Annotated in this window: 23 protein-coding genes; 8 read left to right on the plus strand and 15 right to left on the minus strand. The window is 70.6% G+C overall.

Going from position 1 to position 21590, the window contains the following annotated elements; genetic code table 11:
• Positions 1-18: 18 nt before the first annotated feature.
• The 3 genes from VGJ24_RS04510 to VGJ24_RS04520 form a co-directional block, all read right to left on the minus strand.
• Positions 19-219, minus strand: a complete 201-nt coding sequence (locus VGJ24_RS04510; protein ID WP_331499302.1) for a hypothetical protein — start codon at positions 217-219, stop codon at positions 19-21.
• The gene (locus VGJ24_RS04515) at positions 216-1142 is read right to left on the minus strand and encodes a hypothetical protein (protein WP_331499303.1); all 927 of its coding nucleotides are present in this window, start codon (positions 1140-1142) and stop codon (positions 216-218) included. The genes VGJ24_RS04510 and VGJ24_RS04515 overlap by 4 nt, the downstream gene beginning before the upstream one ends.
• 97 nt (positions 1143-1239) lie before the next feature.
• On the minus strand, positions 1240-2694 hold the full coding sequence (locus VGJ24_RS04520) for a lysine 2,3-aminomutase (RefSeq protein ID WP_331499304.1): 1455 nt from the start codon (positions 2692-2694) through the stop codon (positions 1240-1242).
• Between the two features lie 170 nt (positions 2695-2864).
• Between VGJ24_RS04520 and VGJ24_RS04525 the strand changes: the two genes are divergently transcribed.
• The 7 genes from VGJ24_RS04525 to VGJ24_RS04555 all read left to right on the plus strand — a co-directional run bounded on the left by VGJ24_RS04525 (position 2865) and on the right by VGJ24_RS04555 (position 10177).
• On the plus strand, positions 2865-3944 hold the full coding sequence (locus VGJ24_RS04525) for an L-erythro-3,5-diaminohexanoate dehydrogenase (protein ID WP_331499305.1): 1080 nt from the start codon (positions 2865-2867) through the stop codon (positions 3942-3944).
• Positions 3945-5537, plus strand: coding sequence for a lysine 5,6-aminomutase subunit alpha (locus VGJ24_RS04530; RefSeq protein WP_331499306.1), 1593 nt, complete (start codon positions 3945-3947; stop codon positions 5535-5537).
• Positions 5534-6331 carry an OAM dimerization domain-containing protein gene (locus tag VGJ24_RS04535; RefSeq protein ID WP_331499307.1) on the plus strand — a complete coding sequence of 266 codons (798 nt, stop codon included), beginning with the start codon at positions 5534-5536 and terminating at the stop codon, positions 6329-6331. Before VGJ24_RS04530 ends, VGJ24_RS04535 begins: the two co-directional genes overlap by 4 nt.
• A 3-nt stretch (positions 6332-6334) precedes the next feature.
• Positions 6335-6733 carry a hotdog domain-containing protein gene (locus tag VGJ24_RS04540; RefSeq protein WP_331499308.1) on the plus strand — a complete coding sequence of 133 codons (399 nt, stop codon included), beginning with the start codon at positions 6335-6337 and terminating at the stop codon, positions 6731-6733.
• A 671-nt stretch (positions 6734-7404) separates the two neighbouring features.
• Entirely contained in the window at positions 7405-8940 is a 1536-nt protein-coding gene (lnt, locus tag VGJ24_RS04545; protein WP_331499309.1) for an apolipoprotein N-acyltransferase, read from the plus strand.
• The gene (locus VGJ24_RS04550) at positions 8937-9710 is read left to right on the plus strand and encodes a polyprenol monophosphomannose synthase (RefSeq protein WP_331499310.1); all 774 of its coding nucleotides are present in this window, start codon (positions 8937-8939) and stop codon (positions 9708-9710) included. Before lnt ends, VGJ24_RS04550 begins: the two co-directional genes overlap by 4 nt.
• Positions 9707-10177, plus strand: a complete 471-nt coding sequence (locus VGJ24_RS04555) for an FxsA family protein (RefSeq protein ID WP_331499311.1) — start codon at positions 9707-9709, stop codon at positions 10175-10177. Before VGJ24_RS04550 ends, VGJ24_RS04555 begins: the two co-directional genes overlap by 4 nt.
• Before the next feature lie 82 nt (positions 10178-10259).
• Here VGJ24_RS04555 and VGJ24_RS04560 read toward each other — a convergent pair whose 3' ends face one another.
• The 11 genes from VGJ24_RS04560 to VGJ24_RS04610 form a co-directional block, all read right to left on the minus strand.
• Entirely contained in the window at positions 10260-10649 is a 390-nt protein-coding gene (locus VGJ24_RS04560) for an RNA polymerase-binding protein RbpA (RefSeq protein WP_331499312.1), read from the minus strand.
• Positions 10650-10856: 207 nt separating this feature from the next.
• Positions 10857-12227: an MFS transporter gene (locus VGJ24_RS04565; protein WP_331499313.1), complete on the minus strand. Its 1371-nt coding sequence runs from the start codon at positions 12225-12227 to the stop codon at positions 10857-10859.
• A 13-nt stretch (positions 12228-12240) separates the two neighbouring features.
• Entirely contained in the window at positions 12241-13050 is an 810-nt protein-coding gene (locus VGJ24_RS04570; RefSeq protein ID WP_331499314.1) for a glycerophosphodiester phosphodiesterase family protein, read from the minus strand.
• Positions 13047-13673, minus strand: a complete 627-nt coding sequence (locus VGJ24_RS04575) for a hypothetical protein (protein WP_331499315.1) — start codon at positions 13671-13673, stop codon at positions 13047-13049. Before VGJ24_RS04575 ends, VGJ24_RS04570 begins: the two co-directional genes overlap by 4 nt.
• A gap of 61 nt (positions 13674-13734) precedes the next feature.
• Positions 13735-15261, minus strand: coding sequence for a UDP-N-acetylglucosamine 1-carboxyvinyltransferase (locus VGJ24_RS04580; RefSeq protein ID WP_331499316.1), 1527 nt, complete (start codon positions 15259-15261; stop codon positions 13735-13737).
• Between the two features lie 367 nt (positions 15262-15628).
• Positions 15629-15790 (minus strand): hypothetical protein, encoded by a 162-nt coding sequence (locus VGJ24_RS04585; protein ID WP_331499317.1) that lies wholly within the window; start codon positions 15788-15790, stop codon positions 15629-15631.
• A 146-nt stretch (positions 15791-15936) separates the two neighbouring features.
• On the minus strand, positions 15937-17271 hold the full coding sequence (locus VGJ24_RS04590; protein ID WP_331499318.1) for an MFS transporter: 1335 nt from the start codon (positions 17269-17271) through the stop codon (positions 15937-15939).
• On the minus strand, positions 17166-17810 hold the full coding sequence (locus VGJ24_RS04595) for an ArsR/SmtB family transcription factor (protein WP_331499319.1): 645 nt from the start codon (positions 17808-17810) through the stop codon (positions 17166-17168). Before VGJ24_RS04595 ends, VGJ24_RS04590 begins: the two co-directional genes overlap by 106 nt.
• A 51-nt stretch (positions 17811-17861) precedes the next feature.
• Complete coding sequence (locus tag VGJ24_RS04600) at positions 17862-18497, minus strand: hypothetical protein (protein WP_331499320.1); 636 nt, start codon at positions 18495-18497, stop codon at positions 17862-17864.
• A 60-nt stretch (positions 18498-18557) separates the two neighbouring features.
• Positions 18558-19115 (minus strand): DUF664 domain-containing protein, encoded by a 558-nt coding sequence (locus tag VGJ24_RS04605; protein WP_331499321.1) that lies wholly within the window; start codon positions 19113-19115, stop codon positions 18558-18560.
• A gap of 34 nt (positions 19116-19149) precedes the next feature.
• Positions 19150-19707: a DinB family protein gene (locus tag VGJ24_RS04610; RefSeq protein ID WP_331499322.1), complete on the minus strand. Its 558-nt coding sequence runs from the start codon at positions 19705-19707 to the stop codon at positions 19150-19152.
• 62 nt (positions 19708-19769) lie between these two features.
• Between VGJ24_RS04610 and VGJ24_RS04615 the strand changes: the two genes are divergently transcribed.
• The gene (locus tag VGJ24_RS04615) at positions 19770-20711 is read left to right on the plus strand and encodes a helix-turn-helix transcriptional regulator (protein ID WP_331499323.1); all 942 of its coding nucleotides are present in this window, start codon (positions 19770-19772) and stop codon (positions 20709-20711) included.
• A gap of 136 nt (positions 20712-20847) precedes the next feature.
• On the opposite strand, the gene VGJ24_RS04620 is transcribed toward VGJ24_RS04615, so the two are convergent.
• The gene (locus VGJ24_RS04620) at positions 20848-21588 is read right to left on the minus strand and encodes an SDR family oxidoreductase (RefSeq protein WP_331499324.1); all 741 of its coding nucleotides are present in this window, start codon (positions 21586-21588) and stop codon (positions 20848-20850) included.
• Positions 21589-21590 lie beyond the last annotated feature (2 nt).

Genomic DNA, 21590 nt, shown 5'->3' on the forward strand with positions numbered 1-21590 from the left:
CGCCGAGCGCCGAGAACCTCATGAGGCCTCCACACGCCGCCTGATCGCCGATGTGACGGCGCTGGCCGCCGAGAGCGCGACAAGGGTGGCGCCGGCCGCGACCCCCGAACGCACCAGGCTCGAACGCTCCGGATGCGGCAACGCGTCCGGGAGATGATCGGTGACGGAGTCGGGGCCCAGGAACTGCCATGCCTGCTTGGCCAGGTTGCTCGGGTTCACTGCTTCTTCTCCAATGCAGAGACGAGCTGCTTCTTCGACATCGACGAACGTCCCGGCACGGCTCGCTGCTGAGCAAGGACGAGGAGGTCGGACTTGGACATCGTCGAGAGAGTGCCGGGCTTGGCGCTGCGGTTCACCTTCCGGGTGACCGTGGCCGCCTCCTGCTGAGTCCTGTCCCGGAGCTGACGAGCCTGGGCGACCGTCTGGTCGGCCTGCTTGCGGCCTGACTGGGCGGCCGCGCTGATGCGCTCCGCGTCCTTCCGGGCCCGCTCGGCGGCGTCCTGGGCGAGGGCGGCCGCCTCCTCGGCGAGCTCGCGGGCTCGCGCGAGGCGCTCGGTGGCCTCAGCGAAGCGCTCGTGCGCGTCCTGCTGCGCCCGCTCCGCCTCCGCGCGAGCGGCCTCTTCACGCTGGGCCGACAGCTCCTCCTGCTCCGCCAAGGCGCGCGCGAGCTCATCCTCGGCCTCGTGACGTGCCTGGGCCACGTGCTCCTCGGCTTCCTTCGCGGCGGCACGAACCCGTCGGTCCACCTCGGCGGACAACTGGTGCCGCACGTCCTGGAGCCGCTGTTTCTCCTCGGACCCGACCGCCTCGGCACGCTCGGTGAGCTCGTGGGCCCGCTCCGCGGCCTCGACCGCGCGGTCCTCCGCCTCCTGGGCCCGATCGGCACCCTCACGCGCCTGTGTCAGGCGGTTCTCGACGGAGTCCTGACCGGGCATCGCCTCCCGCACCGCGTCGCCGGCCCGCTGGACCAGGCTTCTCGGGCCACCGTTATCGGCGGAGGCGTTGCTGCGTGTGCTCCCGTTCGTCGTCCCGTCATGCGGCAGGGCCTTTCCCGCCAGCCAGGACGCGTTGCGTGGGATGTCCTTCGCGCCTGAGACCAGAGTGCTCAACAGTCCGGTGGCGCCATGCGTGTGGTGTGCCACGTCGTCCTCCCTCCCCGTGGCGCGGTCTCGGGCCGCGCCGTGGTACGTGACGTACCCGGGCTGTCGTGGCCCATGCACCTCGAGGTGGCGGGAGGGCTCAGTGAGCCTGCAGCGCCGCCGTACGCCGGGAGGCCTCGGCGACCTCGGCCGCCTTCAGCGCGGACTCGTCGAGGCGACCGTGCTCGGCCCACCACGCCTGACCCTCGGCGGGCAGCGTGTGGATCGGGTCGTAGTACTCGTACTGACGTGTCAGCGCCTCGGGGTCGGACGCCTCGATCGAGGTGCGGTAGTTCTTCGTCCAGTACGAGATGCCACGGACGGCGTCGTAGTCGGACAGCTGGTGGATCCACCGCTTCCCCACGAACGGGACGTCGCAGACGATGCGCGGGGTGGCGAAGCCGGGGAGGTAGCCCATGATCGAGTGCTGGAGGCGCTGGCCGTCGGCGACCGAGACCCGCCAGTGCTCCGAGTACGGGATCATGTCGCACATGTAGAAGTAGTACGGCATGATCTGCGCGCCATCGAGCAGCGCGAAGCAGAGGTCCAGGAGCGCGTGCGGGTCGGCGTTGACGCCGTTCAGGATCACGCCCTGGTTGCGGACGTCGCGGATGCCGGTCTCGAGCATCGTGCGAGTGGCCTCGGCGACCAGCGGGGTGACGGAGTTCGCGTGGTTCACGTGGGTGTGGATAGCGATGGAGACGCCGCGCTCCCGCGACACCTTGCCGAGGCGGGCCATGCCCTCGACCACGTCGGGCTGTAGCCAGTGCTGCGGCATACCCATCAGCGCCTTGGTGGCCAGCCGGATGTCGCGGATGTTCTCGATCTCGAGCAGCTCGGTGAGGAACGCCTCCAAGCGCGGCCACGGCATGTTCGCCACGTCGCCGCCGGAGACCACGACGTCGCGCACGCCCGGCGTACGGCGCAGGTAGTCGAGCATGTCGCCGAGCCGGTCGTTGGGCTTGCCGACGAACTTCAGCTTGTCGATCACGGCGGTCGAGTTGCCGACCAGGTCCATCCGCGTGCAGTGCCCGCAGTACTGCGGGCAGGTCGGCAGCAGCTCGGCCAGCACCTTCGTCGGGTAGCGGTGGGTGAGGCCCTCGGTCGCCCACATGTCGTGCTCGTGGAGCGAGTCGCGGGTGGCGTGCGGGTGCGACGGCCAGTCGGTACGGCGGTCGCTGAAGACCGGGAGCATGTAGCGGCGGACCGGGTCGGCGAAGAACGCGTCCGTCAGCGATCCCGGGCCGGTCGGGTCGACCCGTGGCGCGATCGTGTTCATCATCTGCGGCGGCACGAGCATCGACATGGTGGCCCGCTCGGCCTGGTCCTTCTCGAGGTCGGCGTAGAAGGACTCGTCGACCAGGTCGCCCATCAGGTCGCGGAGCTGCTTGAGGTTCTTGACGCAGTGGGCGCGCTGCCACTGCACCGACGCCCAGTCCTCCGCGGTGACGTCCTTCCAGCCGGGGAACCGGGTCCAGTCGGGCTCGACGAGCTCCACGCGGCGGTACGCGTAGGGCTGCTCGGTCTGGCGACCGATCGAGGTCTCGGTGCTCATCGCGGGTGCTCCTTGGTCGACGGCGAGCGGTCGGGCGTGCGGATGGACGACACGCCAGTTGTGAGGCGTGCCCCCCTCATGTCAGAGTAGGCGGAGAACATGCGGCGAGTCCAATGCCACACCGCAGATTCTTTCGCACAACTCGCAATCCAGCGGAGGAAACCCAGAATATGTCGGTGCCCCTAACCGATTCCGTCAGGCGGACGTTGAGCGACCCGACCGGCCTGCACCGGGTCCTCGACCGGGGCCCGGACAGTCGGCGGGTGCTGCCCCAGGCAGCGCAGCGCCTCGACACCCGACGCGAGATCTGGCCCGACGAGGTCCGCGTGCGGGTCGAGACGCTGAACCTCGACGCCGCGTCGTTCCGCCAGCTCGAGGGCAAGCACGCCGTGGACGGTCGCCCCGACGGGGACGCCGTACGCCGTGAGGTGCTCGAGATCGTCGCCACCCGGGGCAAGATGCAGAACCCCGCCACCGGCTCGGGCGGCATGCTGATCGGCACCGTCGAGGAGGTCGGCCCCGAGTCCAGGCTGGGAGTCGCGGTCGGCGACCGGATCGCCACCCTGGTCTCCCTGAGCCTGACCCCGCTGGTGATCGAGGACGGCCTCGAGCGCTGGGACGGGGAGGGCGAGCGGGTGCCCGCCGACGGCTACGCCATCCTGTTCGGCCGCTCCATCGCCGCCACGATCCCCGACGACCTCCCGCCGGCGCTGAGCCTGTCGGTGATGGATGTCTGCGGCGCTCCCGCACTCACCCACCGGATCGTCTCGGAATACGAGCAGCCCGTCGTCGGGGTCATCGGCGGCGCCGGGAAGTCGGGGTCACTGAGCCTGGCTGCGGCCGCGAAGGCCGGCTGCCGGCGCACGATCGGTGTCGTCCCGAACGACGACGAGGCGGCACTGCTCCGGGAGAGCGGTCTCGCCGACGACGTGGTGGTGGCCGACGCCCGTGATCCGATCGCCCTGCGCGACGCGGTCGCGTCCACCGGGGGCCTGGCGGACATCACCGTCGTTTGTGTCGACGTCCCCGGGTGCGAAGGGGGCGCCATCCTGGCCACCGCCGAGCGCGGCACCGTCATCTTCTTCTCCATGGCGACGTCCTTCTCCGCCGCCGCGCTCGGCGCCGAGGGCGTGGCGGCCGACGTCACGATGCTGGTCGGGAACGGCTACACGCCCGGTCACGCGGCGTACGCCATGGACCTGCTGCGGTCGAACGACGGCGTACGCCGACTCTTCGAGCGGAGGCTCTGAATGGCACGCACCCCACGCGGCAAGCTCGACCTCGATCCGGCGACCGTCCGGCAGGCGCGCTCGCTGGCCCGCAAGGTCGGCCGGCCCATCGTGCGCATCGCGCAGCAGCACACCACCGTCTCCGTCGAGCGCGCGACGCTGCGCCTCGCCGGACTCGAGGGGGCCGACGCCGAGGGCTCACCCTGGGTGAACCGGCTGGTCGACGTCGTCCGTGCCGACGTCGGGCTGGAGCACGGCGTCGCCCTGCCGGTCTGGGACGCGCTGCGTCGCGCCGAGGGCGCCGACCTGCGCGAGCTCGCCGAGAAGGCGTCCGCAGGATCGGTCACGTTCCGCCTGCCTGAGGGCCAGGACGCGAAGCGTGCCCGCGCCGCCGCGGCGAAGGCCGTCGGTGGAGGCATCAAACGCATCGACGCACGCCGCCGCGAGCGCGAGCGCCTGATCAAGCGCGTCGGCGATGCACCGGCGACCCCGTGGATCTATCTGATCGTGGCGACCGGCGACATCTACGAGGACATCCCGCAGGCGCAGGCCGCGGCCCGCGAAGGCGCGGACGTGATCGCGGTGATCCGGTCGACCGGGCAGAGCCTGCTCGACTTCGTGCCGGAGGGCGCCACCCGAGAGGGCTTCGCCGGCACCTACGCCACGCAGGAGAACTTCCGGCTGATGCGCGCTGCCCTCGACGAGACGTCGAAGGAGCTCGGCCGCTACGTCCGGCTGACCAACTACGCCAGCGGCCTGTGCATGCCCGAGATCGCCGCACTGGCCGGCCTCGAGCGGCTCGACATGATGCTCAACGACTCGATGTACGGGATCCTCTTCCGCGACATCAACCCGATCCGCACCTTCGTCGACCAGCGGTTCAGCCGCCAGGTCCACGCCCGCGCCGGGATCATCATCAACACCGGCGAGGACAACTACCTGACGACGGCCGACGCCGTCGGGGCGGCCCACACGGTCACCACCAGCCAGCTCCTCAACGAGTACTTCGCCAAGGAGGCGGGCCTCGAGAACTGGCAGCTGGGTCTGGGCCACGCGTTCGAGATCGATCCCGACATCCCGGACTCGTTCCGTCTCGAGCTCGCCCACGCGATGCTGGCCCGCGACCTCTTCCCCGACGCCCCGCTGAAGTGGATGCCGCCGACCCGGCACATGACCGGCGACGTGTTCCGCGGCTACCTGCTGGACGGCTTCTTCAACCTGGTCGGGGCGCTCACCGGCCAGGGCATCCTGCTGGTCGGGATGATGACCGAGGCCGTCGTCACGCCGTGGCTCTCCGACCGCGACCTGGCTCTGCAGAACGTCCGCTACGTGATGAACGCGGCCGGCAACCTTCGCGAGGACTTCCGCCCCGAGCCCGACGGCTTCATCGCGCAGCGCGCACGGCAGGTTCTCGCCGAGACGATCGACCTGATGGAGAAGATCGCCGACGAGCCGGTGTCTGCCAACCAGAGTGCCCCGCTCCTCGAGGCGATCGCGGACGGCACGTTCGGCCTGATGAAGCGTCCGGCCGACAAGGGCAGGGGCCTCGAAGGCGTCGCCCGGAAGGCGCGCGACTACTGGAACCCGGCCTCAGAGATCCTGGAGGCGACGTGAGCAAGGCGAAGGGTGGTTTCGAGACGGCCGCCGAGCGACTTCCCCAACCACCGGTGACCAGCCCCATCCGGCCGTACGGCGACACCACCGGCGACGGCATGGTGCAGCTGAGCTTCACGCTGCCGATGCCGCACTCGAAGGTCGCCGAGGGCGCGGCCGTCCAGCTCGCCAACAAGATGGGCATGGACCCGGCGCTGGTCGTGCACGCCAAGCAGATGGGGGAGGGCTTCACGTTCTTCGTCGTCTACGGCCGCGTGCACCATCTGGTCGACCCCAGAGTGGTCGAGGTCGTCGAACGTGACTACCCGCTGCTCACGCCCAAGGAGGCGAATGCGGCGATCAAGAGCTCCCTGCGCCGTCGCCTGGTGGTGGTCGGCGGCTGTATCGGCACCGACGCCCACACCGTGGGCATCGACGCGATCCTCAACATCAAGGGATTCGCGGGGGAGAAGGGCCTGGAGTACTACCGCGAGCTCAAGGTCGTGAACCTCGGCGCCCAAGTGAGCGTCCCGCAACTGGTCGAGCGGGCCCGCGAGGAGAAGGCCGATGCGGTTCTGGTGTCGCAGGTCGTCAGCCAGCGCGACGCCCACCTCCTCAACACCCGGGAGATGTCGGCGGCCTTCCGCGAGTCCTACCCGTCCGAAAGGCGCCCTCTCCTGATCGTCGGCGGGCCACGGTTCGACGAGACGATGGCGAAGGACCTCGGTGTCGACCGCGTGTTCACCCGGGGTACGACGCCCGGCGAGGTCGCGTCGTACCTCGTCCACCGGTTGACCGAGAAGAAGGTGAGCTGACCCATGGCGACCCAGACCGGCAAGGACGCCGGCACCCGCGTCGTCCATCGGCGCTACGTGCCCTACTCACACGCCCACTACGCCGGCAACCTCGTCGACGGCGCCTACAGCCTCGGTCTGTTCGGCGACGTCGCCACCGAGATGTGCATCCTCACCGACGGCGACGAGGGCCTGTTCGCGTCGTACTCCGACGTCCAGTTCAAGGAGCCGGTCCGCGCCGGCGACGTGCTGGAGATCGTCTGTGAGCTCGTGAAGGTCGGCACCCGGAGCCGGGTGCTCGAGCTCTCGGTCAGCATCGTCGCCCGCGGCAACCCGAACCAGGAGCAGCCGGGCGCCGCGGAGATGCTCGACCCGCCCCTGGTGGCGACCACGGCCACCGGCACGGTCGTCGTACCCGGCTGACTGTCCAGGCCCGCTGTTCAGGCCCGCTTGGGCGCTCGCAGGCTCGCGTCCTGCGCGGTTCGCTGCGGCCGACTGTCCAGACCCGCTTGGGCGCTCGCAGGCTCGCGCCCTGCGCGGTTCGCTGCAGCCGTTTGGTTCCCTCCTTCGTCGGGAACCAAGCGTCCTCGCTCAGGTTAGCGAGCGTTCACCGGCCCGGTGTGTCGACGCCGGACACGCCGCGATTCCCGGCAAATTCGCGGCGAACTTCGAGCGACGCGACGGCGGCTGACCTGCGGATTCTCGTGTTCTCGCAGGTCAGCCGGTGGTTGACAACACGGTCGCGGATGACCAAAGGTGCAGCATTCGCTCAGGCAGTCGCGGGAGCAAGACCGACGTCCGAGTGGCCGGCTCATTCGGTGGGAGTCCGCCCATCGGGGTAGCTGGTTCGCGGAGGTCGGTTCTTGCCCCGCGAGAGCGAGACCGGAGGGGGAGGTGGTCCCCCTAGACAACTTCCGTGGTCGCGGCACCCAGCCGCGGCCCGGTCGGCCCGAAGGGCCGCACCCCCCTCCGGTCAGGCCTGAGTGAGCACGGCTTCGCGAAGGCGAAGCCTTCGCGAAGCCGAGCGGAGCGAACGGCGCAGCGAGCTTGCTCGCAAGCAGGCCTGACATCCGCCCCCCGGCTACCTTCTCCCCATGCGAACCCGCTGCCTGGTGGCCCTTGTCGCCGGGCTGGCGCTCGCCCTGGCCTTCCCGCCCACCCACCTGTACGTCGTGCTGCCGTTCGCCGTCGCCGCGTTCTTCGTCGTCACCGACGAGCTCCCTGCGCGCCGTGCGTGGGTGCCCGGTCTGGTGTTCGGCGTCTCGTTCCAGGTCACCCTGCTGTGGTGGCTGCACGTGGTCGGCACCGTCCCATGGCTGGGCCTGTCCTTGACCCAGACCCTCTGGTACGGCGTGCTCGGCGCGGCCGTGGTGCCGCTGCGGCGCCTGCCCGCCGCACCCGTCTGGTTGGCCGCCGCGTGGGTGGCGATGGAGTCGTTCCGCTGCACCTGGCCGGCCGGCGGCATGCCGTGGGGCAGGTTGTCGTACGCCGTCGTCGGCACCCCCGTGGCCGGCTCGCTGCCCTTCATCGGGGCGACCGGGGTCAGCCTGGTCCTCGCGCTGAGCGGCGCGCTGCTCGCTGCGGCGTACCGCGGTGGTGGTCGTCGGCGCCGACTCATGCCGTTGGCAGCCGTCGTCGGTGTGCTGGCTCTCGCCTCGGTGCCGGTGGTCGCGCCGTACTCCGCCGATGAGGTCGGTGACGTCGACGTGGCCGCCGTGCAGGGCAACGTCCCCGGGAACGGCACCGACGTCCTGGCACACTTCCGACAGATCACCGCCCAGCACCAGGACGAGACCGCCCGGCTCGCGGCCGACGTGAGAGCCGGGCGCGCGCCGAAGCCCGACTTCGTCGTCTGGCCCGAGAACTCCACGGCGGTCGACCCGTTCGAGGACCAGCAGATGAGGGCGGACATCGAGGGTGCGCTCGACACGATCGACGTCCCGATCCTGGCCGGGGTCGTGGTCGACGGGGGCCACAAGCACGTGTTGAACCAGGGCATCGTCTTCGACCCGGTCACCGGTGCGGGGGACCGCTACACCAAGTGGCACCCGGTGCCGTTCGGCGAGTACATCCCGTGGCGGTGGCTGTTCGGCACCCACCTCGCCCAGCTCAACCAGGTCCCGCGGGACATGGTGCGCGGCACGCGCGTGGAGCCGCTGGACGTGGCGGGCACGAAGGTCGCCGACGCGATCTGCTTCGACGTCGCCTACGACGACGGGCTCTACGCCCAGCTCTCCCATGGCGGCCAGCTCGTCGTCGTCCAGACCAGCAACGCGATGTTCATCCACACCGCCCAGATCGACCAGCAGTTCGCGATCAGTCGGCTCCGGGCGATCGAGACCCACCGCTACGTCGTCGTCGCGGCCATCAACGGCATCACCGGCGTGATCGCCCCCGACGGCTCGGTGGTCACCTCGGTACCGGTCCGCACCCAGGCCTACGTCGACATGCGGGTCGGGTTGTACGACGCGGTCACGCCCGCGGTCCGGATCGGGCCGTGGCTCGGGCTCGGGTGTGCGGGGCTGGTGATCCTGGGCTGGCTGCTGGCCTGGGGCCAGTATCGTCGGACCCGCGGGGCGGTGCCGGCCGAGCACACCTCGCTCACCCCCACCGACAGGATCACCGCATGACCTCCGACCGACGCTCAGCGCCCGCACCGCTCGGGCGCGTCGTGATGGTCGTGCCGACGTACGACGAGGCCGACAACCTGGCCTGGATCGTGCGCCGGCTCCGCGAGGCGCAGCCGGACGTGCACGTGCTCGTCGTCGACGACAACTCACCCGACGGCACGGGCAAGATCGCCGACGAGCTCGCCGCCGCGGACGACTCCGTGCAGGTCCTGCACCGCACCGAGAAGGGCGGCCTCGGCGCGGCGTACAAGCACGGGTTCCGGGTCGCCCTGGACCAGGGGTACGACGTGATCGGCGAGATGGACGCCGACGGCTCCCACCAGCCGGAGCAGCTCCACCTGCTGCTCGACGCGCTGCGTGAGGCCGACCTCGTGATCGGCTCGCGCTGGATCCCGGGCGGCAGCGTCGTGAACTGGCCGTTCCGGCGCGAGCTGCTCTCCCGCGGCGGGAACCTCTACGTGCGCCTTCTGCTCGGGGTGAGCGTGCGCGACGCGACGGCCGGCTATCGGCTCTTCCGCCGATCGGCCCTCGAGGCCATCGACCTGGCGAGCGTGGAGAGCACCGGCTACGTGTTCCAGACCGACATGGTGACCCGGTGCCTGCGGATCGGCTTGCGCGTGCGCGAGGTCCCGATCGAGTTCATCGAGCGGGTCCGTGGCGACTCCAAGATGAGCGGCCAGGTCGCCGCCGAGTCCCTGCGACGAGTCACCACGTGGGGGCTGCGTGAGCGCCGTGAGCAGCTCACCGGGCAGTGGAGGCGGAGGACATGAGCTCGAGCCAATTCCGCGTCGGCCGTCGACGCCGCTTCCCGTGGTGGCTGCTGATCGCGGCCTTCATCGCGGTGCCGATCCTGGAGATCTACGTGATCATCCAGGTCGGCCAGGTCATCGGCGCCTGGTGGACGATCGCGCTGCTGATCGCCGACAGCATCTTCGGAAGCTGGCTGATCAGGCGTGAGGGCCGCCGGGCCTGGCAGGCGCTCACCGTCACGATCGAGTCCGGTCGGATGCCGGCGACCGAGCTCGCGGACGGCGCCCTGATCCTGGTCGGCGGGACTCTGATGCTGAGCCCGGGGTTCGTCACCGACATCATCGGGATCCTGCTGATCCTGCCCTTCACCCGGCCGCTGGCGCGACGCCTGCTGACCCGTGTGGTGGCGCGCCGCCTTGTCGTCGTACGTCGCAACGGATCCGGGCCGCAGGGGCCCGTCGTCCGGGGCGAGGTCATCGACGAGTGATGCGCTGAGGTAGCAGCAGCCTGGCGAGCAAGCCCGCTGCGGCGCTCGCGCCGTTGAGAGTTGCGCGCTGCGCGCGCAACTCTCAGGCCTTGCTTCGGACCCGGCGCTTGGCGTTCGTACGGTGCAGGTGGGCAGGCCCTATCTCACCCTCGCGCAGCAGCTCCAGCCGCTCCTTGAGGATGACCTCGAGCTCCTTCTCGGACCGCCGCTCGAGCAGCATGTCCCAGTGGGTGCGTGCGGGCTTCTCGGCCTTCTCCTCGGGCCGGATGCCCGACGTGCTCAGCGCCTCGGCGCCGCATCGCGGGCACTCCCAGACCGCCGGGACCTCGGCCTCGACCGACATGGTCACCTCGAACTCGTGACCGTTCACGCAGCGGTACCCGCACTGCTGACGAGCCGCGAACTCGATGCCCCGCTCGTCCTCGAAACTCTGTCCTCCCAGCCGCGCGCCACGAAGTGTGCGCTCTGCCATGAAGGTTCACCTCCAGCTAGTGTCGCCCCCGGTACGCTCCCAAAGGCGTACATCAACAAGACGTCCGTACCCCGTGTTCGTGATGGTCACACTCACGGATTTCCTGTCCTGCTCAACGTACGCCGGTCGCGCTCTGTTCCACCATGAAGACGCGAGTCCGGTCACACCGGTTCGGTCTCGATTCACGATCCCACAGAACCCGCCGACTCAGACAACTGCGGGGACCGTGTTGCCGGCCTCCTCGATGCCGCGCCGGGGGTCGAGCCGGAGCAGGAACACCGCGCCGAGGACGAAGAAGACGATCAGCGCGACGATGGCCGGCCGGTACGACCCGGTGATCTGGAAGACCACGCCGAACAGGAACGTGCCGAACCACGACGTCCCCCGCTCGCAGGCGTTGTAGAGGGCGAAGTACTCACCCTCTCGGCCGCGCGGGATGAGCAGGCTGAAGAACGACCGCGACAGCGCCTGGGTGCCGCCCAGCACGATCGCGATCGCGACCCCGGCCAGCAGGAAGGTCGCGACGTTCTTCCGGGGCAGGAACATGGCCAGGACCACGATCACCATCCAGGCGTAGGTGCCCCAGAGGATGCACCGGTAGGCGCCGTACGTCGCAGCCAGCCGACCGAAGAGCAGCGCGCCCCCGTAGGCGACGAACTGGATCATCAGGATCGTCGCGATCAGCACGCTGTCGCCGAACCCCAGCTCCTTGGAGCCGTAGGTCGAGGCCACGCCGATCACGGTCTGGATGCCGTCGTTGTAGAACAGGAACGCGACCAGGAAGGTCAGCGTCATCGGGAACTGCCGCATCCCGCGCAGCGTGGTGAACAGCTGGCCGAAGGACCGGCTCAGCAACCCGCCCACCTCGGGGACGACGTCCTGGGCCGGGTGGTCACGCAGTCGCAGGAACGGGATGAACGTGAAGCCGGCCCACCACAGCGCCGCCGAGAGGAGTGACAGGCGGACCGCCATCTCCTTGTCCAGGCCGATGGCGCCGTGGGCCAGCACCATCACCAGGTTGATCGCGAGCAGCACCCCGCCGCCGAGGTAGCCCCAAGCCCAGCCGCGGGACGAGACCCGGTCGCGCTCGTCCTCGGTGGAGATGTCGACCAGGATCGCGTAGTAGCTCACCAGCGAGCATCCGCCGAGGATGCTGCTGATCACGACCGCGACCGCCGCGAGCTGCCAGTGGTCGCCTCGCATCAGGAACAGCAGCGCCGCGAAGAACGAGCCGGACCACGCGAACGCCGCCATGTGGAACCGTTTGCGCGACGAGCGGTCGACGAAGGCCCCGATGATCGGCAGCACGAACGCGCTGGCGATGGTGGCGAAACTCGTGAGGTAGAACGGCAGCGCCCCGGCGGCCAGGTGCAGGCCGAGCACGTCGACGGTCTTGGAGCAGGTGTCGTCGGCGGAGTTGCCACAACCGGCGGCACGACCGGCGACGGTGATCATGAACGGTGCGAACAGCACGCTCAGGACGGTGGTGTAGTAGGCGGAGTTGGCCCAGTCGTACCAGTTCCACGCCTTCTGCTCCCTCGACCGCGCCAGCGGCTCCAGATCGGCGATGTCGCTCATCGACACAGCGCCATCAGGCGCCCTCCCGTCCTCTGTGCGGCCGGTCCGCCCACAGGCCGCGCTCGCGCAGCACGTCTCGGAGGATGTCGGTGCGGTCGGTCATCAGGCCGTCGACACCGCGGTCGACCAGGAGCCGCATCTCGTCGGGATCGTCGACGGTCCATACGTGCACCGGCAGCCCCGCTGCGTGCGCGCGCCGTACCAGGCGGGCCGAGGCGACCACGAGGGGTCCGCGGCGGTGCGGGACCTGGAGAGCGGCGGGCCCGCCCGGGGTGATCAGCCGTGCGAGCCGGGCCGGGAGCACGACGTATGCCGCGACCTCGCCGGGGGAGGCCGAGGTGGCGACCCGCGGGCCGGCCAGGCGACGGAACCGGCGGAGCCGGCGGCCGGAGAACGAACCGACCAGTGCGCGGTCCTCCAGGCCGTGCTCGCGGACGAACGCCGCGAGGGGAGCCACGGCCGCGCCGGCCTTGAGGTCGATGTTGAACCGAACATCCGGGAACGCCGAGACGAGGGCGGCGAGCGTGGGCACGGGCTCGCGCCCGCCCACGCGGACCTCCGCCAGCTCGCGGGAGTCCAGCTGCTCGAGGCTGCCGGCACCGTCCGTCACCCGCTCGAGCAGCGCGTCGTGGAAGGCGACCAGCACGCCGTCGTGGGTCACGTGGACGTCGGTCTCGAGGTAGCGATACCCGAGGGCGACCGCGTGGGCGAACGCGGCCTGGGTGTTCTCGAGCCCGGCCAGCTCCGGGTGGCGGGCACCACCGCGGTGGGCGAAGGCGAGCACGGGGCCACCGTCGTCGAGGAACGGGTAGCCGGTCCTCATCGCGGAGCCGCTGCGCTCTCGATCGCGTCGACCAGCGCGGTGAGGGCGGCCGGGGTCGTCGCGGGGGTGAGCTCCTCGGCCAGACGGCGCGCCAGCACGAGCTTGCGGCCCGAGGCGGTTCCGGCGAAGCGCCGCAGCTGCTCGACGCGGTCGCGGCCGCGCCACTGCGGCTGGCGCTGGAAGGCGCGGAAGCGCTCGAGCTCCCCGAGCTCGGACAGCACAGTCTCCACGCGCTCGGGCCCGAGCGCGCGGATCAGCTCGTCCTCCAGGTCACGGTCGCAGACCACGAAGCCGAGACCCGCCAGGTCGCGGGCGTCGCCCACGTCGTACCCCTCGCGGCGGAGGGCGCGAACGACGAAGCGCTCCTCGGGCGCGTCGTACAGGCCGAGCACCCGGACCCCGTCGCCGGTGTCGCGGTCGCTCTCGCTGTGCAGGGCGCGCAGGTGGTGGCCTACGTTGGTGACCCCGCCCATGTCGCGGACCTGGTACGTCGCGACGGACTCGGTCAGCCCGCGAGTCTCGCACAGGAGGCGCACGACGCCGGCGTCGCTGGCTCCCTCGACCAGGACGGCGACGGGCGCCGGCCCAGTGTCTCGCGGCCGCGTCCTCGCAAGCTCGGGCACGGTCTCGCTCGTTCTGTCCGCGCTGACGCCGTCCACTCGTGCCTCGTGCCCGGCTGCGCGGTCAGAGATCGCGGAAGGTCTCGATGTGGGCCCCGAGCTGGTTGAGCCTCTCGGCAAGGTCCTCGTAGCCGCGGTGGATGACGTACGTCGAGCGCAGCACGGAGGTGCCCTTCGACGCGAGCATCGCCAGCAGCACGACGACGGCCGGTCGGAGGGCCGGCGGGCACACGATCTCGGTGCCGGTCCAGCGGGTCGGGCCCTCGACCATGACCCGGTGGGGGTCGAGCAGCTTCACCTGCCCGCCGAGCTTGTTGAGCTCGACGAGGTAGATGGCGCGGTTCTCGTAGACCCAGTCGTGGATCAGGGTCTGCCCGTCGGCGACCGCCGCGATCAGCGCGAAGAACGGCAGGTTGTCGATGTTGAGGCCGGGGAACGGCATCGGGTGGATCTTGTCCAGCGGAGCGGTGAGCAGCGACGGGTGGGTGGTGAGATCGACCAGCCGGGTGTGGCCGTTGGCCGCGACGTACTCCTCGGAGCGGTCGTACTTGAAGCCCATGTCCTCGAGCACCGCCAGCTCGATCTCGAGGAACTCGATCGGCACTCTCCGGATCGTGATCGACGACTCGGTGACGATGGCGGCGGCGAGCAGCGACATCGCCTCGATCGGGTCCTCGGCGGGGGCGTAGTCCACGTCCACGTCGATCTCGGCCTGACCGGTCACGGTGAGCGTGGTGGTGCCGATGCCCTCGACGGCGACGCCGAGCTTCTCGAGGAAGAAGCAGAGGTCCTGGACCATGTAGTTCGAGGACGCGTTGCGGATCACGGTCGTGCCGGAATGCATGGCCGCGGCCAGCAGTGCATTCTCGGTGACCGTGTCGCCGCGCTCGGTGAGCACGATCGGGCGCTTCGGCACCGTCGCGCGGTTGACCGTTGCGTGGTAGTAGCCCTCGGTCGCCTTCACCTCGAGGCCGAACGGGCGCAGCGCCGCCATGTGCGGCTCCACGGTGCGCGTGCCGAGCTGGCAGCCCCCGGCGTACGGGAGCTCGAAGGTGTCGGCGCGGTGGAGCAGCGGGCCGAGGAACATCAGCACCGAGCGGGTCCGGCGGGCCGCGGCCTCGTCGATCGAGCTCAGGTCGAGCTCCTTGGGCGGCACGATCTCCAGGTCGCCCTCGTCGCCGATCCAACGGGTGTGGACGCCCAGGCTCCCGAGCACCTCGAGCAGGCGGTTGACCTCCTCGATGCGGGCGACCTTGCGCAGCGTGGTCTTGCCGCGGTTCAGCAGCGAGGCGCAGAGCAGGGCGACGCCGGCGTTCTTCGACGTCTTGACGTCGATCTCGCCGGAGAGGGTGGTCGGGCCGGTGATCCGCAGATGGGTCGGGCCGGCACCGAGCGCGACGATCTCGGAGTCGAGGGCCGAGCCGATGCGGGCGACCATCTCGAGGGAGAGGTTCTGGTGGCCCTTCTCGATGCGGTTCACGGCGCTCTGGCTGGTCTGAAGGCGCTCGGCCAGCTGCTGCTGCGTGAGCCCACGGTGGGTGCGGGCGTCGCGGATCAGCTTCCCGATGCGGCCCTTGAAGTCCTCCGTCATGATGCCACGGTATCTCATGTGTGAGATAAGTCCACTCTCCCTGCTCGGCGTGTTCGGTGGGGGGTCCGAATGTCCGGCATGACGTTACCCAAGTGGGCGAGGGGAGCAATTCCGGGTCCGGTCGGGAGCCGGCCGGGGAGTCTGCGTTGATCCGGCCGTGGTGCTCGACATCGGCTCGGTGCTCGAGGTGATCGACAACAGCGGGGTAGTGACGGGGGCGGTCAGGTGCGCGGTTTGGTCCCAAACCGCAGAGATCGGAGTGGAAATGTTGCGGTTTGGGACCAAACCGCAACAGAAATGACGACCGGCTCCCACTGGTCGTGGGAGCCGGTCGGAGGATTGGCCGGGGATGGCCGGTCCGGGTGGGCTAGCGGTGACGCGCACTCAGCATCTGACTGCCCGGCATCTCACATGGCGCGCAGTCGCAGTGCTCGTCGCAGACCAGGAAGGTGTGCATCGCGTGACCGCACCGGGGGCAGGGCAGGTCGTGTGAGAGGTGCTGGTCGTTGTCGCTGACCGTGTCCCACATGACGTCTGTCCTTTCCCCGGCTGCTGTTCACCCGGAGTGGATCCCATGCTGCTCTGCTGGTTGGTCAGCGACAGTCGGAAAGATGACAAATGGTCACAACGTGCTACGAGAACAGGACCATCGACCCACGTCATGACGCGGATGGCTCAGGCCGCGAGGAAGCGGATGGCGCGCCGAGAGGCGAACCACAGGCACAGCGCCGACATCGCCAGGCCGAAGATCAGCGTCGCGGCCTGCACGCTGGACGCCCGGACGACGGCACCCAGGGCCGGCACGGACAGCGGCATCAGCGTCATGTCGCCGAGGCTGGTGACCGAGGAGACCCGGCCCAGGTGCGAGGCATCGATCGCGCGGATGAACGCCGCGCTGAGCCAGACCGACGCCGCACCTGCGGTGAAGCCCAGCACGGTCATCGCAACCACCAGCGTCGGGCGCCAGCCGATCCCGACCGCGGCGATCGCCAGGCCCTGCAGCACAAGCATCCGGAACGCCGCCGCTGCGCCGTACGTCGGCTGCCAGCGGATGCCGACCACGCTGCCCACGATCGCCCCGGCCGCCAGGCAGGCGTCGGCGACGCCGAGCCAGTGGGCGCCCCAGCCCGAACCGCTGACCCGCAGCGCGACACCGAGCCCCGTGACGGGCGTGACGAAGACGTTGAGCGCGGTCAGCCCGAGAACGAAGAGCTTGGCCGTGTCGTGGCTGCGGAGATAGTGCAGCCCGTCGGCGAACGAGTCGCGCCACCGGTCGTGCGTGGCCCGAGGCAGCCGGTAGCGGGCGCGTACGACGAGCATCAGCACCGCAGCGATCCCCAAGAACGTCGCCGCATCGACCAACATCACGGCCACCGGTCCGCGCCAGGCGACGAGGACGCCGCCCACCGGGGCGCCGAGCAGCTTCATCGCCCGGCTGCTGATCTGGTTCCAGCCCTGGACCGTCCCCAGGTCGTCACCCGACACGATCTGCCGCACCAGTGTGGTGCCGGAGGGCATGGTCAGGCCGCTGGCGATCCCGAAGGAGATCGCGATCGCGAGGAGGATCGGGGCGCCGTGGATCCCGGACGACCAGGCGAGTGCGCCGAGCACCAGCACGACTGCCTGCCCGATCTGCCCGGCCACGAGCATCCGGCGCGGGTCATAGCGGTCGGCCATCACACCGCCCACGAGCACCAGCAGCGCCTGGGGGAGCATCTCCGCGCCGAGGACGACGCCGGCGAGCACCGGCGAGAGGGTGTGCGCGGCCGTCCATGCGAGCGCCACACTCCAGGCGTAGTCACCGAACCACGAGAAGCCCACGGCGGCCAGCCAGACCAGCACCATGGCGTCCTTGCGGACCGGCGGTGGCGGAGCGCCGACCAGCTCGGGCTCAGTGGCGGTGCTCAGGGTCGCACCGGCCCGCTCGGGAAGGCCCGCAGGACGACACGGATCGGGAGCCGATCCTCGTCCGGACTCGCGGCACGGTCCTCCAGACACTCGAGTGCCCATCCCTCGGCGGTGTCACGGAGCCGTTCGGAGAGATCCGCGAGCTGCCGGCGGGTCGCCGGGACGACGGTGTCGGTGGCGCTCGCGGCTCGTCGCCAGTCGACTCCGACCTCGTGGGAGTGGCGCAGCCAGTGACCCACGGCCCGGACCTGGTGCCGAAAGTTCTCCGCCTCCGCAGCGTCGGCGATACGACGCCCGCCGGTTCCCTCCGCGAAGTCGTCGGCGCTCCAGCTGAGCGGCCGGCGGACCGAGCGCCACCAGCTCTCCCGGGTGTCCCGCGCCAGGTCGGGCGCCGGCTCGATGAAGGCGTGGCGGTGCAGTGCCTTCAGGTGATGGCTCACCGACCCGACGGCCAGACCGGTGCGACTGGCCAGACGGCCCACCGTGGCCGGGCCCTCGATCTCCAGCAGCTCGGCCAGCCAGCGCCGGGTCGGGTGGTGGAAGGCCATCAGGACGTCGAGCAGGTCGCCGCCGGACTCCTGTCCGGCAGGGCGCGTCGGGACGGTGTCCCGGTGGCGTTGCTGGGCGGTACGTCGGGTCATGGCCCCAGCCTGACCGCGTCACCACCCGTCGTACAAGAGCTCTTGTATAACTCAGAGCCAGCCCGGACCCGTCCCACCGACGGTGGCGAGCAGGTGCGTCGCGACGTGCTCGGCGTTCGCTCGCTGCACCTCGAGCGGGACGGGCGGGAGGTTCTCCTCCCAGTCGAGGAGCGGCGAGCCACGCAGTTGCAGCATCCGGGCCGGGCGGCCGAACACGAACAGGTGGAGGTGCGCGCCGCCGTCGCCGTACTTGGCGATCTGGACGCGGCCGACGCTGGGGAGGGACTCGACGCCGGCGGAGACCGCGACGAGGAGTCGGCCCATCTCGCCGGCGAGGTGGTCGGGGACCGTCGGCAGGTCGCAGTGCTCACGCGGGCCGAGGTTCAGGCCGATCGGCAGCTTCAGGTCGGGGGCGAGGTGGAGCTGCCAGCGCTCGTTGCTCCAGACCAATCGCTCGTCCGCGGCCGGGTCGGGCGGACGGGCGCAGTAGCACTCGGCCGGGTCCTCACCGCCTCGCGGTGGCTCCTCGGCGGCCAGCGGCTGCAGGGGCTTCATCCGGAGCGAGTCGATCTCGAACGGGTAGATGTCCCATCCGGGCATCTCTTCAACGGCGACGTCGAGCCTGCCGTCCGGGCCGGTGGCCGCCTGCACGCGGGCGTAGAAGTCCTCGGCCGACTCGGGTTCCATGCCCTCATCCAACAACACCCGACGGCAGGCCCCAGCGCCCGACGTACGGGTGACCGGCGCTCAGGGCCAGTCGCTGGGAGGGTCCTCACCGGTCCGGCCGTCGACCGCCTCGCGCACGAGGTCGAGGTGGCCGGTGTGTCGGCCGTACTCCTCGAGCAGGTCGAACAGGATCCGGCGGACGCTGGCCTTCGTGCCGTCGTCGAGGGTCACCCCGGAGTCACCGTCGAGCCCGCGGGCCTCGACCGCCGCTCTGATGACGGCCCGGGAGCGGTCGACGGCCGCGTCGTACAGCGCGTAGAGCTGCTCCGCGGACTGCTCGGCGGCCGAGGTGAACTCCCAGTCGTCGTCGCCGTCCCAGCCGTTGTCGTTCCAGACGGGCGGCAGCTCGCCGCCGGCGACCTTGACCGAGGAGGCGTAGTCCTCCTGGGCGGCCAGGTGCTTGAGCAGTCCACCGACGGTCAGGGTGGAGGACGGCATGCGCGTCGTGAGCTGCTCGGCGTCGAGCGCGTCGGCCTTCCAGCGGAACGTCGCGCGCAGGCGGTCGAGCGAGCCGAGCAGGTGCTCGGTCTCGGTGCCGGCGAAGGGTGGCTCCCACGGCGGGTAGACGCGGTCGGACACGGGGTCTCCTTCCGAGTAGGCGGCGAGCGACGGGTCAGGCGGACGGCACTCCCTCGCCGACCAGGCCGTCGATCGACTCGCGGATCAGGTCCGCGTGGCCGGTGTGCCTCGCGTACTCCTCGATCATGTCGACCATCATCCGGCGCAGGGTCGGTGTGTGGCCGTCGGCCCAGGCGATGCGGGTGTGCACCTCCGGGCCGCCCTCGGCGTACGCCGCGGCGATGTTCTCGCGCGAGCGGGCAACCACGGCCTCCCACAGGGCCAGCAGTGCCTCGGGTGAGTCGTCGGCGGCGGTGCGCCACTCCCACTCGGGGTCGGCATCGAAGTCGACCGCGTCGAACGGCGGGGACAGCGTCGGGGCGCCGGTGAGCTGCCGGACGAAGGCGTCGTCCTCGACCAGCGCCAGGTGCTTGAGCAGGCCCCCGAGCGTGACCGAGCCCGGTCCGAGGGTGCGCCTCATGTCGTCTGGGCCGAGGCCGGTGCACTTCCAGACGAAGGTGCGTCGGTTCCGCTCCAGGGCGCCGATCAGGGTCTCGATCTCCTCACTGGCGACCGGGAGGGAGACGATGGCTGTCTGGTTCGTCGTGGTCATGGCTGGAACCCTAGAATGCCTTCCGGACGCTTCTCTTCCGGATACCGAGGCAACCTGTGGTAGTGCACGATGCCAGCCCCGCCGCGCGGGCCCTGCTGGTCCTCGAGATGATCCAGAACGCGCCCGGGATCACCGCGGACCGTCTGGCCGAGCGGCTCGGCCTCAGCGAACGCGCGATCCGCCGCCACGTGGGCATCCTCCGCGAGGCCGGCATCCCGGTGGAGTCGACGCGGGGGAGGTACGGCGGCTACCGGATCGGGCGCGGACTCCGGCTGCCGCCGCTGATGTTCACCCCGACCGAGGCGCTGGGCCTGGTGATGGCCGTGCTCGAGGGCCACCCGGCCGGCGAGGACGACCCCGTCGGCCAGGCCCTCGGCAAGATCGTGCGCGCCCTGCCCGAGCCCCTCGCGCGGCCCGCTGACGCCGTACGCCGGGTGCCGGCTCGTGGCTGGCACGTCGTCGTACCCGACGTGGATGTGACCCTTCGACTGGTGCAGGCCTCGGACGCGGGGGAGCGGGTGCGCCTGCGGTACGGCCAAGACCCCGGCCGCGAGTGGGACATCGAGCTCGACCCGTGGGCGGTCGTCGTCCGGCACCGGCGGTGGTACGTGCTCGGCTGGTCGCACGACAAGGGTGCCCGGCGTGTGCTGCGCGTCGACCGGGTCAAGGGGGTGGAGGTGCTGCCCGAGCGGTTCGAGACACCGGCCGGCCTGGATGCGCTCGAGGCCGTCGAGGAGCAGCTCTCGATGGGTTGGAAGCACGCCGTCGAGGTGATCATCGACGCTCCGGTAGACGAGTGCCGGCACTGGCTGCCGCGCAGCTTCGGCCGGCTCGAGGGGGTGGACGAGCACGCCACGCGCCTGGTCGCCACCACCGACGAGCCGAAGTGGTACGCCGCGCAGCTCGCCCATCTGCCGATGTCGTTCCGGTTGGTCGGCTCGCCCGAGGTCCGGGCGGCGATGGACGAGCTGGGCCGGCGACTCCTCGCCGCCGCCGAGGAGTGAGCCGTCCAGGTCGACCGTGGAGTGCGGTTTGGGACCAAACCGCATGGTTGGATCGATCCAAATTGCGGTTTGGGACCAAACCGCAACGAGTAGAAGACCCGACGGCGAGAGTCGGTCGGAGAAGATTTCTCGCCCCTCAGCCCGCCAGGAGGGCTCCGCCGTTGACGTGGAGGACCTGTCCGGAGAGGTGCCGTCCAGCCGGAGACATCAGGAAAGCCACCACCCCGGCGACGTCCTCCGGCCTCCCCGCGCGACCGGTGAAGGTCTCGGCGAGCAGACGTTCGCGGCGGTCGGAGGTCATGGACGTTCCGAAGAACTCGGTGCCCTCGGTGAAGCCCGGCGCGACGATGTTCGCGGTGACGCCGCGCGGGCCGAGCGCGCGGGCCAGGTCGCGTACCCAGGGCGTCAGGGCGGCCTTGGCCGCACCGTAGGCGCCGCCGCCACGGGTGCCGGCGATCGACCCGAGTGCGACGACCGAGGCTTTGTCCGTGAGGGTGTCGCGGAGAGCCTGGACGGTCAGGACGGCGGTCAGCACGTTCATGCGCCACGAGGCCTCCCACGACTCGGCGACGCCGGCGAGCCCGGGACGCCCCGACGAGGCGCCGACACCGCCGGCGACCAGCGCCAGGCCGGCGACGGGTCGATCGCCGACCGCCTCTGCGAGATGCGCTGCGCCGTCCGGGGTGGACAGGTCGGCGTCGACCAGGAGGGGAGGAGAGGGGGTGGAGAGCTCCCGGCAGGTGGTCACGAGAGCCGTGCGCCTGCGTCCGACGAGGACGAGGATCTCGGGACGGCTCGCGAGCGCTACGGCGACGGCTCGGCCGATGCCGGAGCCGGCCCCGGTGACGACCAGGAGGTGCTGGGTGTCGTCGGTCATGA

The sequence above is a fragment of the Nocardioides sp. genome (assembly GCF_036493135.1).
Classification (GTDB): domain Bacteria; phylum Actinomycetota; class Actinomycetes; order Propionibacteriales; family Nocardioidaceae; genus Nocardioides.

Bases quoted from the DNA above. Each gene is read 5' to 3' on its own strand.
- VGJ24_RS04620 (WP_331499324.1), bottom strand. From the start codon at position 21,588: ATGACCGACGACACCCAGCACCTCCTGGTCGTCACCGGGGCCGGCTCC.
- VGJ24_RS04530 (WP_331499306.1), top strand. From the start codon at position 3,945: ATGGCACGCACCCCACGCGGCAAGCTCGACCTCGATCCGGCGACCGTC.
- VGJ24_RS04565 (WP_331499313.1), bottom strand. From the start codon at position 12,227: ATGAGCGACATCGCCGATCTGGAGCCGCTGGCGCGGTCGAGGGAGCAG.
- VGJ24_RS04580 (WP_331499316.1), bottom strand. From the start codon at position 15,261: ATGACGGAGGACTTCAAGGGCCGCATCGGGAAGCTGATCCGCGACGCC.
- VGJ24_RS04570 (WP_331499314.1), bottom strand. From the start codon at position 13,050: ATGAGGACCGGCTACCCGTTCCTCGACGACGGTGGCCCCGTGCTCGCC.
- VGJ24_RS04590 (WP_331499318.1), bottom strand. From the start codon at position 17,271: ATGGGCACTCGAGTGTCTGGAGGACCGTGCCGCGAGTCCGGACGAGGA.
- VGJ24_RS04595 (WP_331499319.1), bottom strand. From the start codon at position 17,810: ATGACCCGACGTACCGCCCAGCAACGCCACCGGGACACCGTCCCGACG.
- VGJ24_RS04520 (WP_331499304.1), bottom strand. From the start codon at position 2,694: ATGAGCACCGAGACCTCGATCGGTCGCCAGACCGAGCAGCCCTACGCG.
- VGJ24_RS04540 (WP_331499308.1), top strand. From the start codon at position 6,335: ATGGCGACCCAGACCGGCAAGGACGCCGGCACCCGCGTCGTCCATCGG.
- lnt (WP_331499309.1), top strand. From the start codon at position 7,405: ATGCGAACCCGCTGCCTGGTGGCCCTTGTCGCCGGGCTGGCGCTCGCC.
- VGJ24_RS04585 (WP_331499317.1), bottom strand. From the start codon at position 15,790: ATGTGGGACACGGTCAGCGACAACGACCAGCACCTCTCACACGACCTG.
- VGJ24_RS04560 (WP_331499312.1), bottom strand. From the start codon at position 10,649: ATGGCAGAGCGCACACTTCGTGGCGCGCGGCTGGGAGGACAGAGTTTC.
- VGJ24_RS04600 (WP_331499320.1), bottom strand. From the start codon at position 18,497: ATGGAACCCGAGTCGGCCGAGGACTTCTACGCCCGCGTGCAGGCGGCC.
- VGJ24_RS04555 (WP_331499311.1), top strand. From the start codon at position 9,707: ATGAGCTCGAGCCAATTCCGCGTCGGCCGTCGACGCCGCTTCCCGTGG.
- VGJ24_RS04550 (WP_331499310.1), top strand. From the start codon at position 8,937: ATGACCTCCGACCGACGCTCAGCGCCCGCACCGCTCGGGCGCGTCGTG.
- VGJ24_RS04610 (WP_331499322.1), bottom strand. From the start codon at position 19,707: ATGACCACGACGAACCAGACAGCCATCGTCTCCCTCCCGGTCGCCAGT.
- VGJ24_RS04525 (WP_331499305.1), top strand. From the start codon at position 2,865: ATGTCGGTGCCCCTAACCGATTCCGTCAGGCGGACGTTGAGCGACCCG.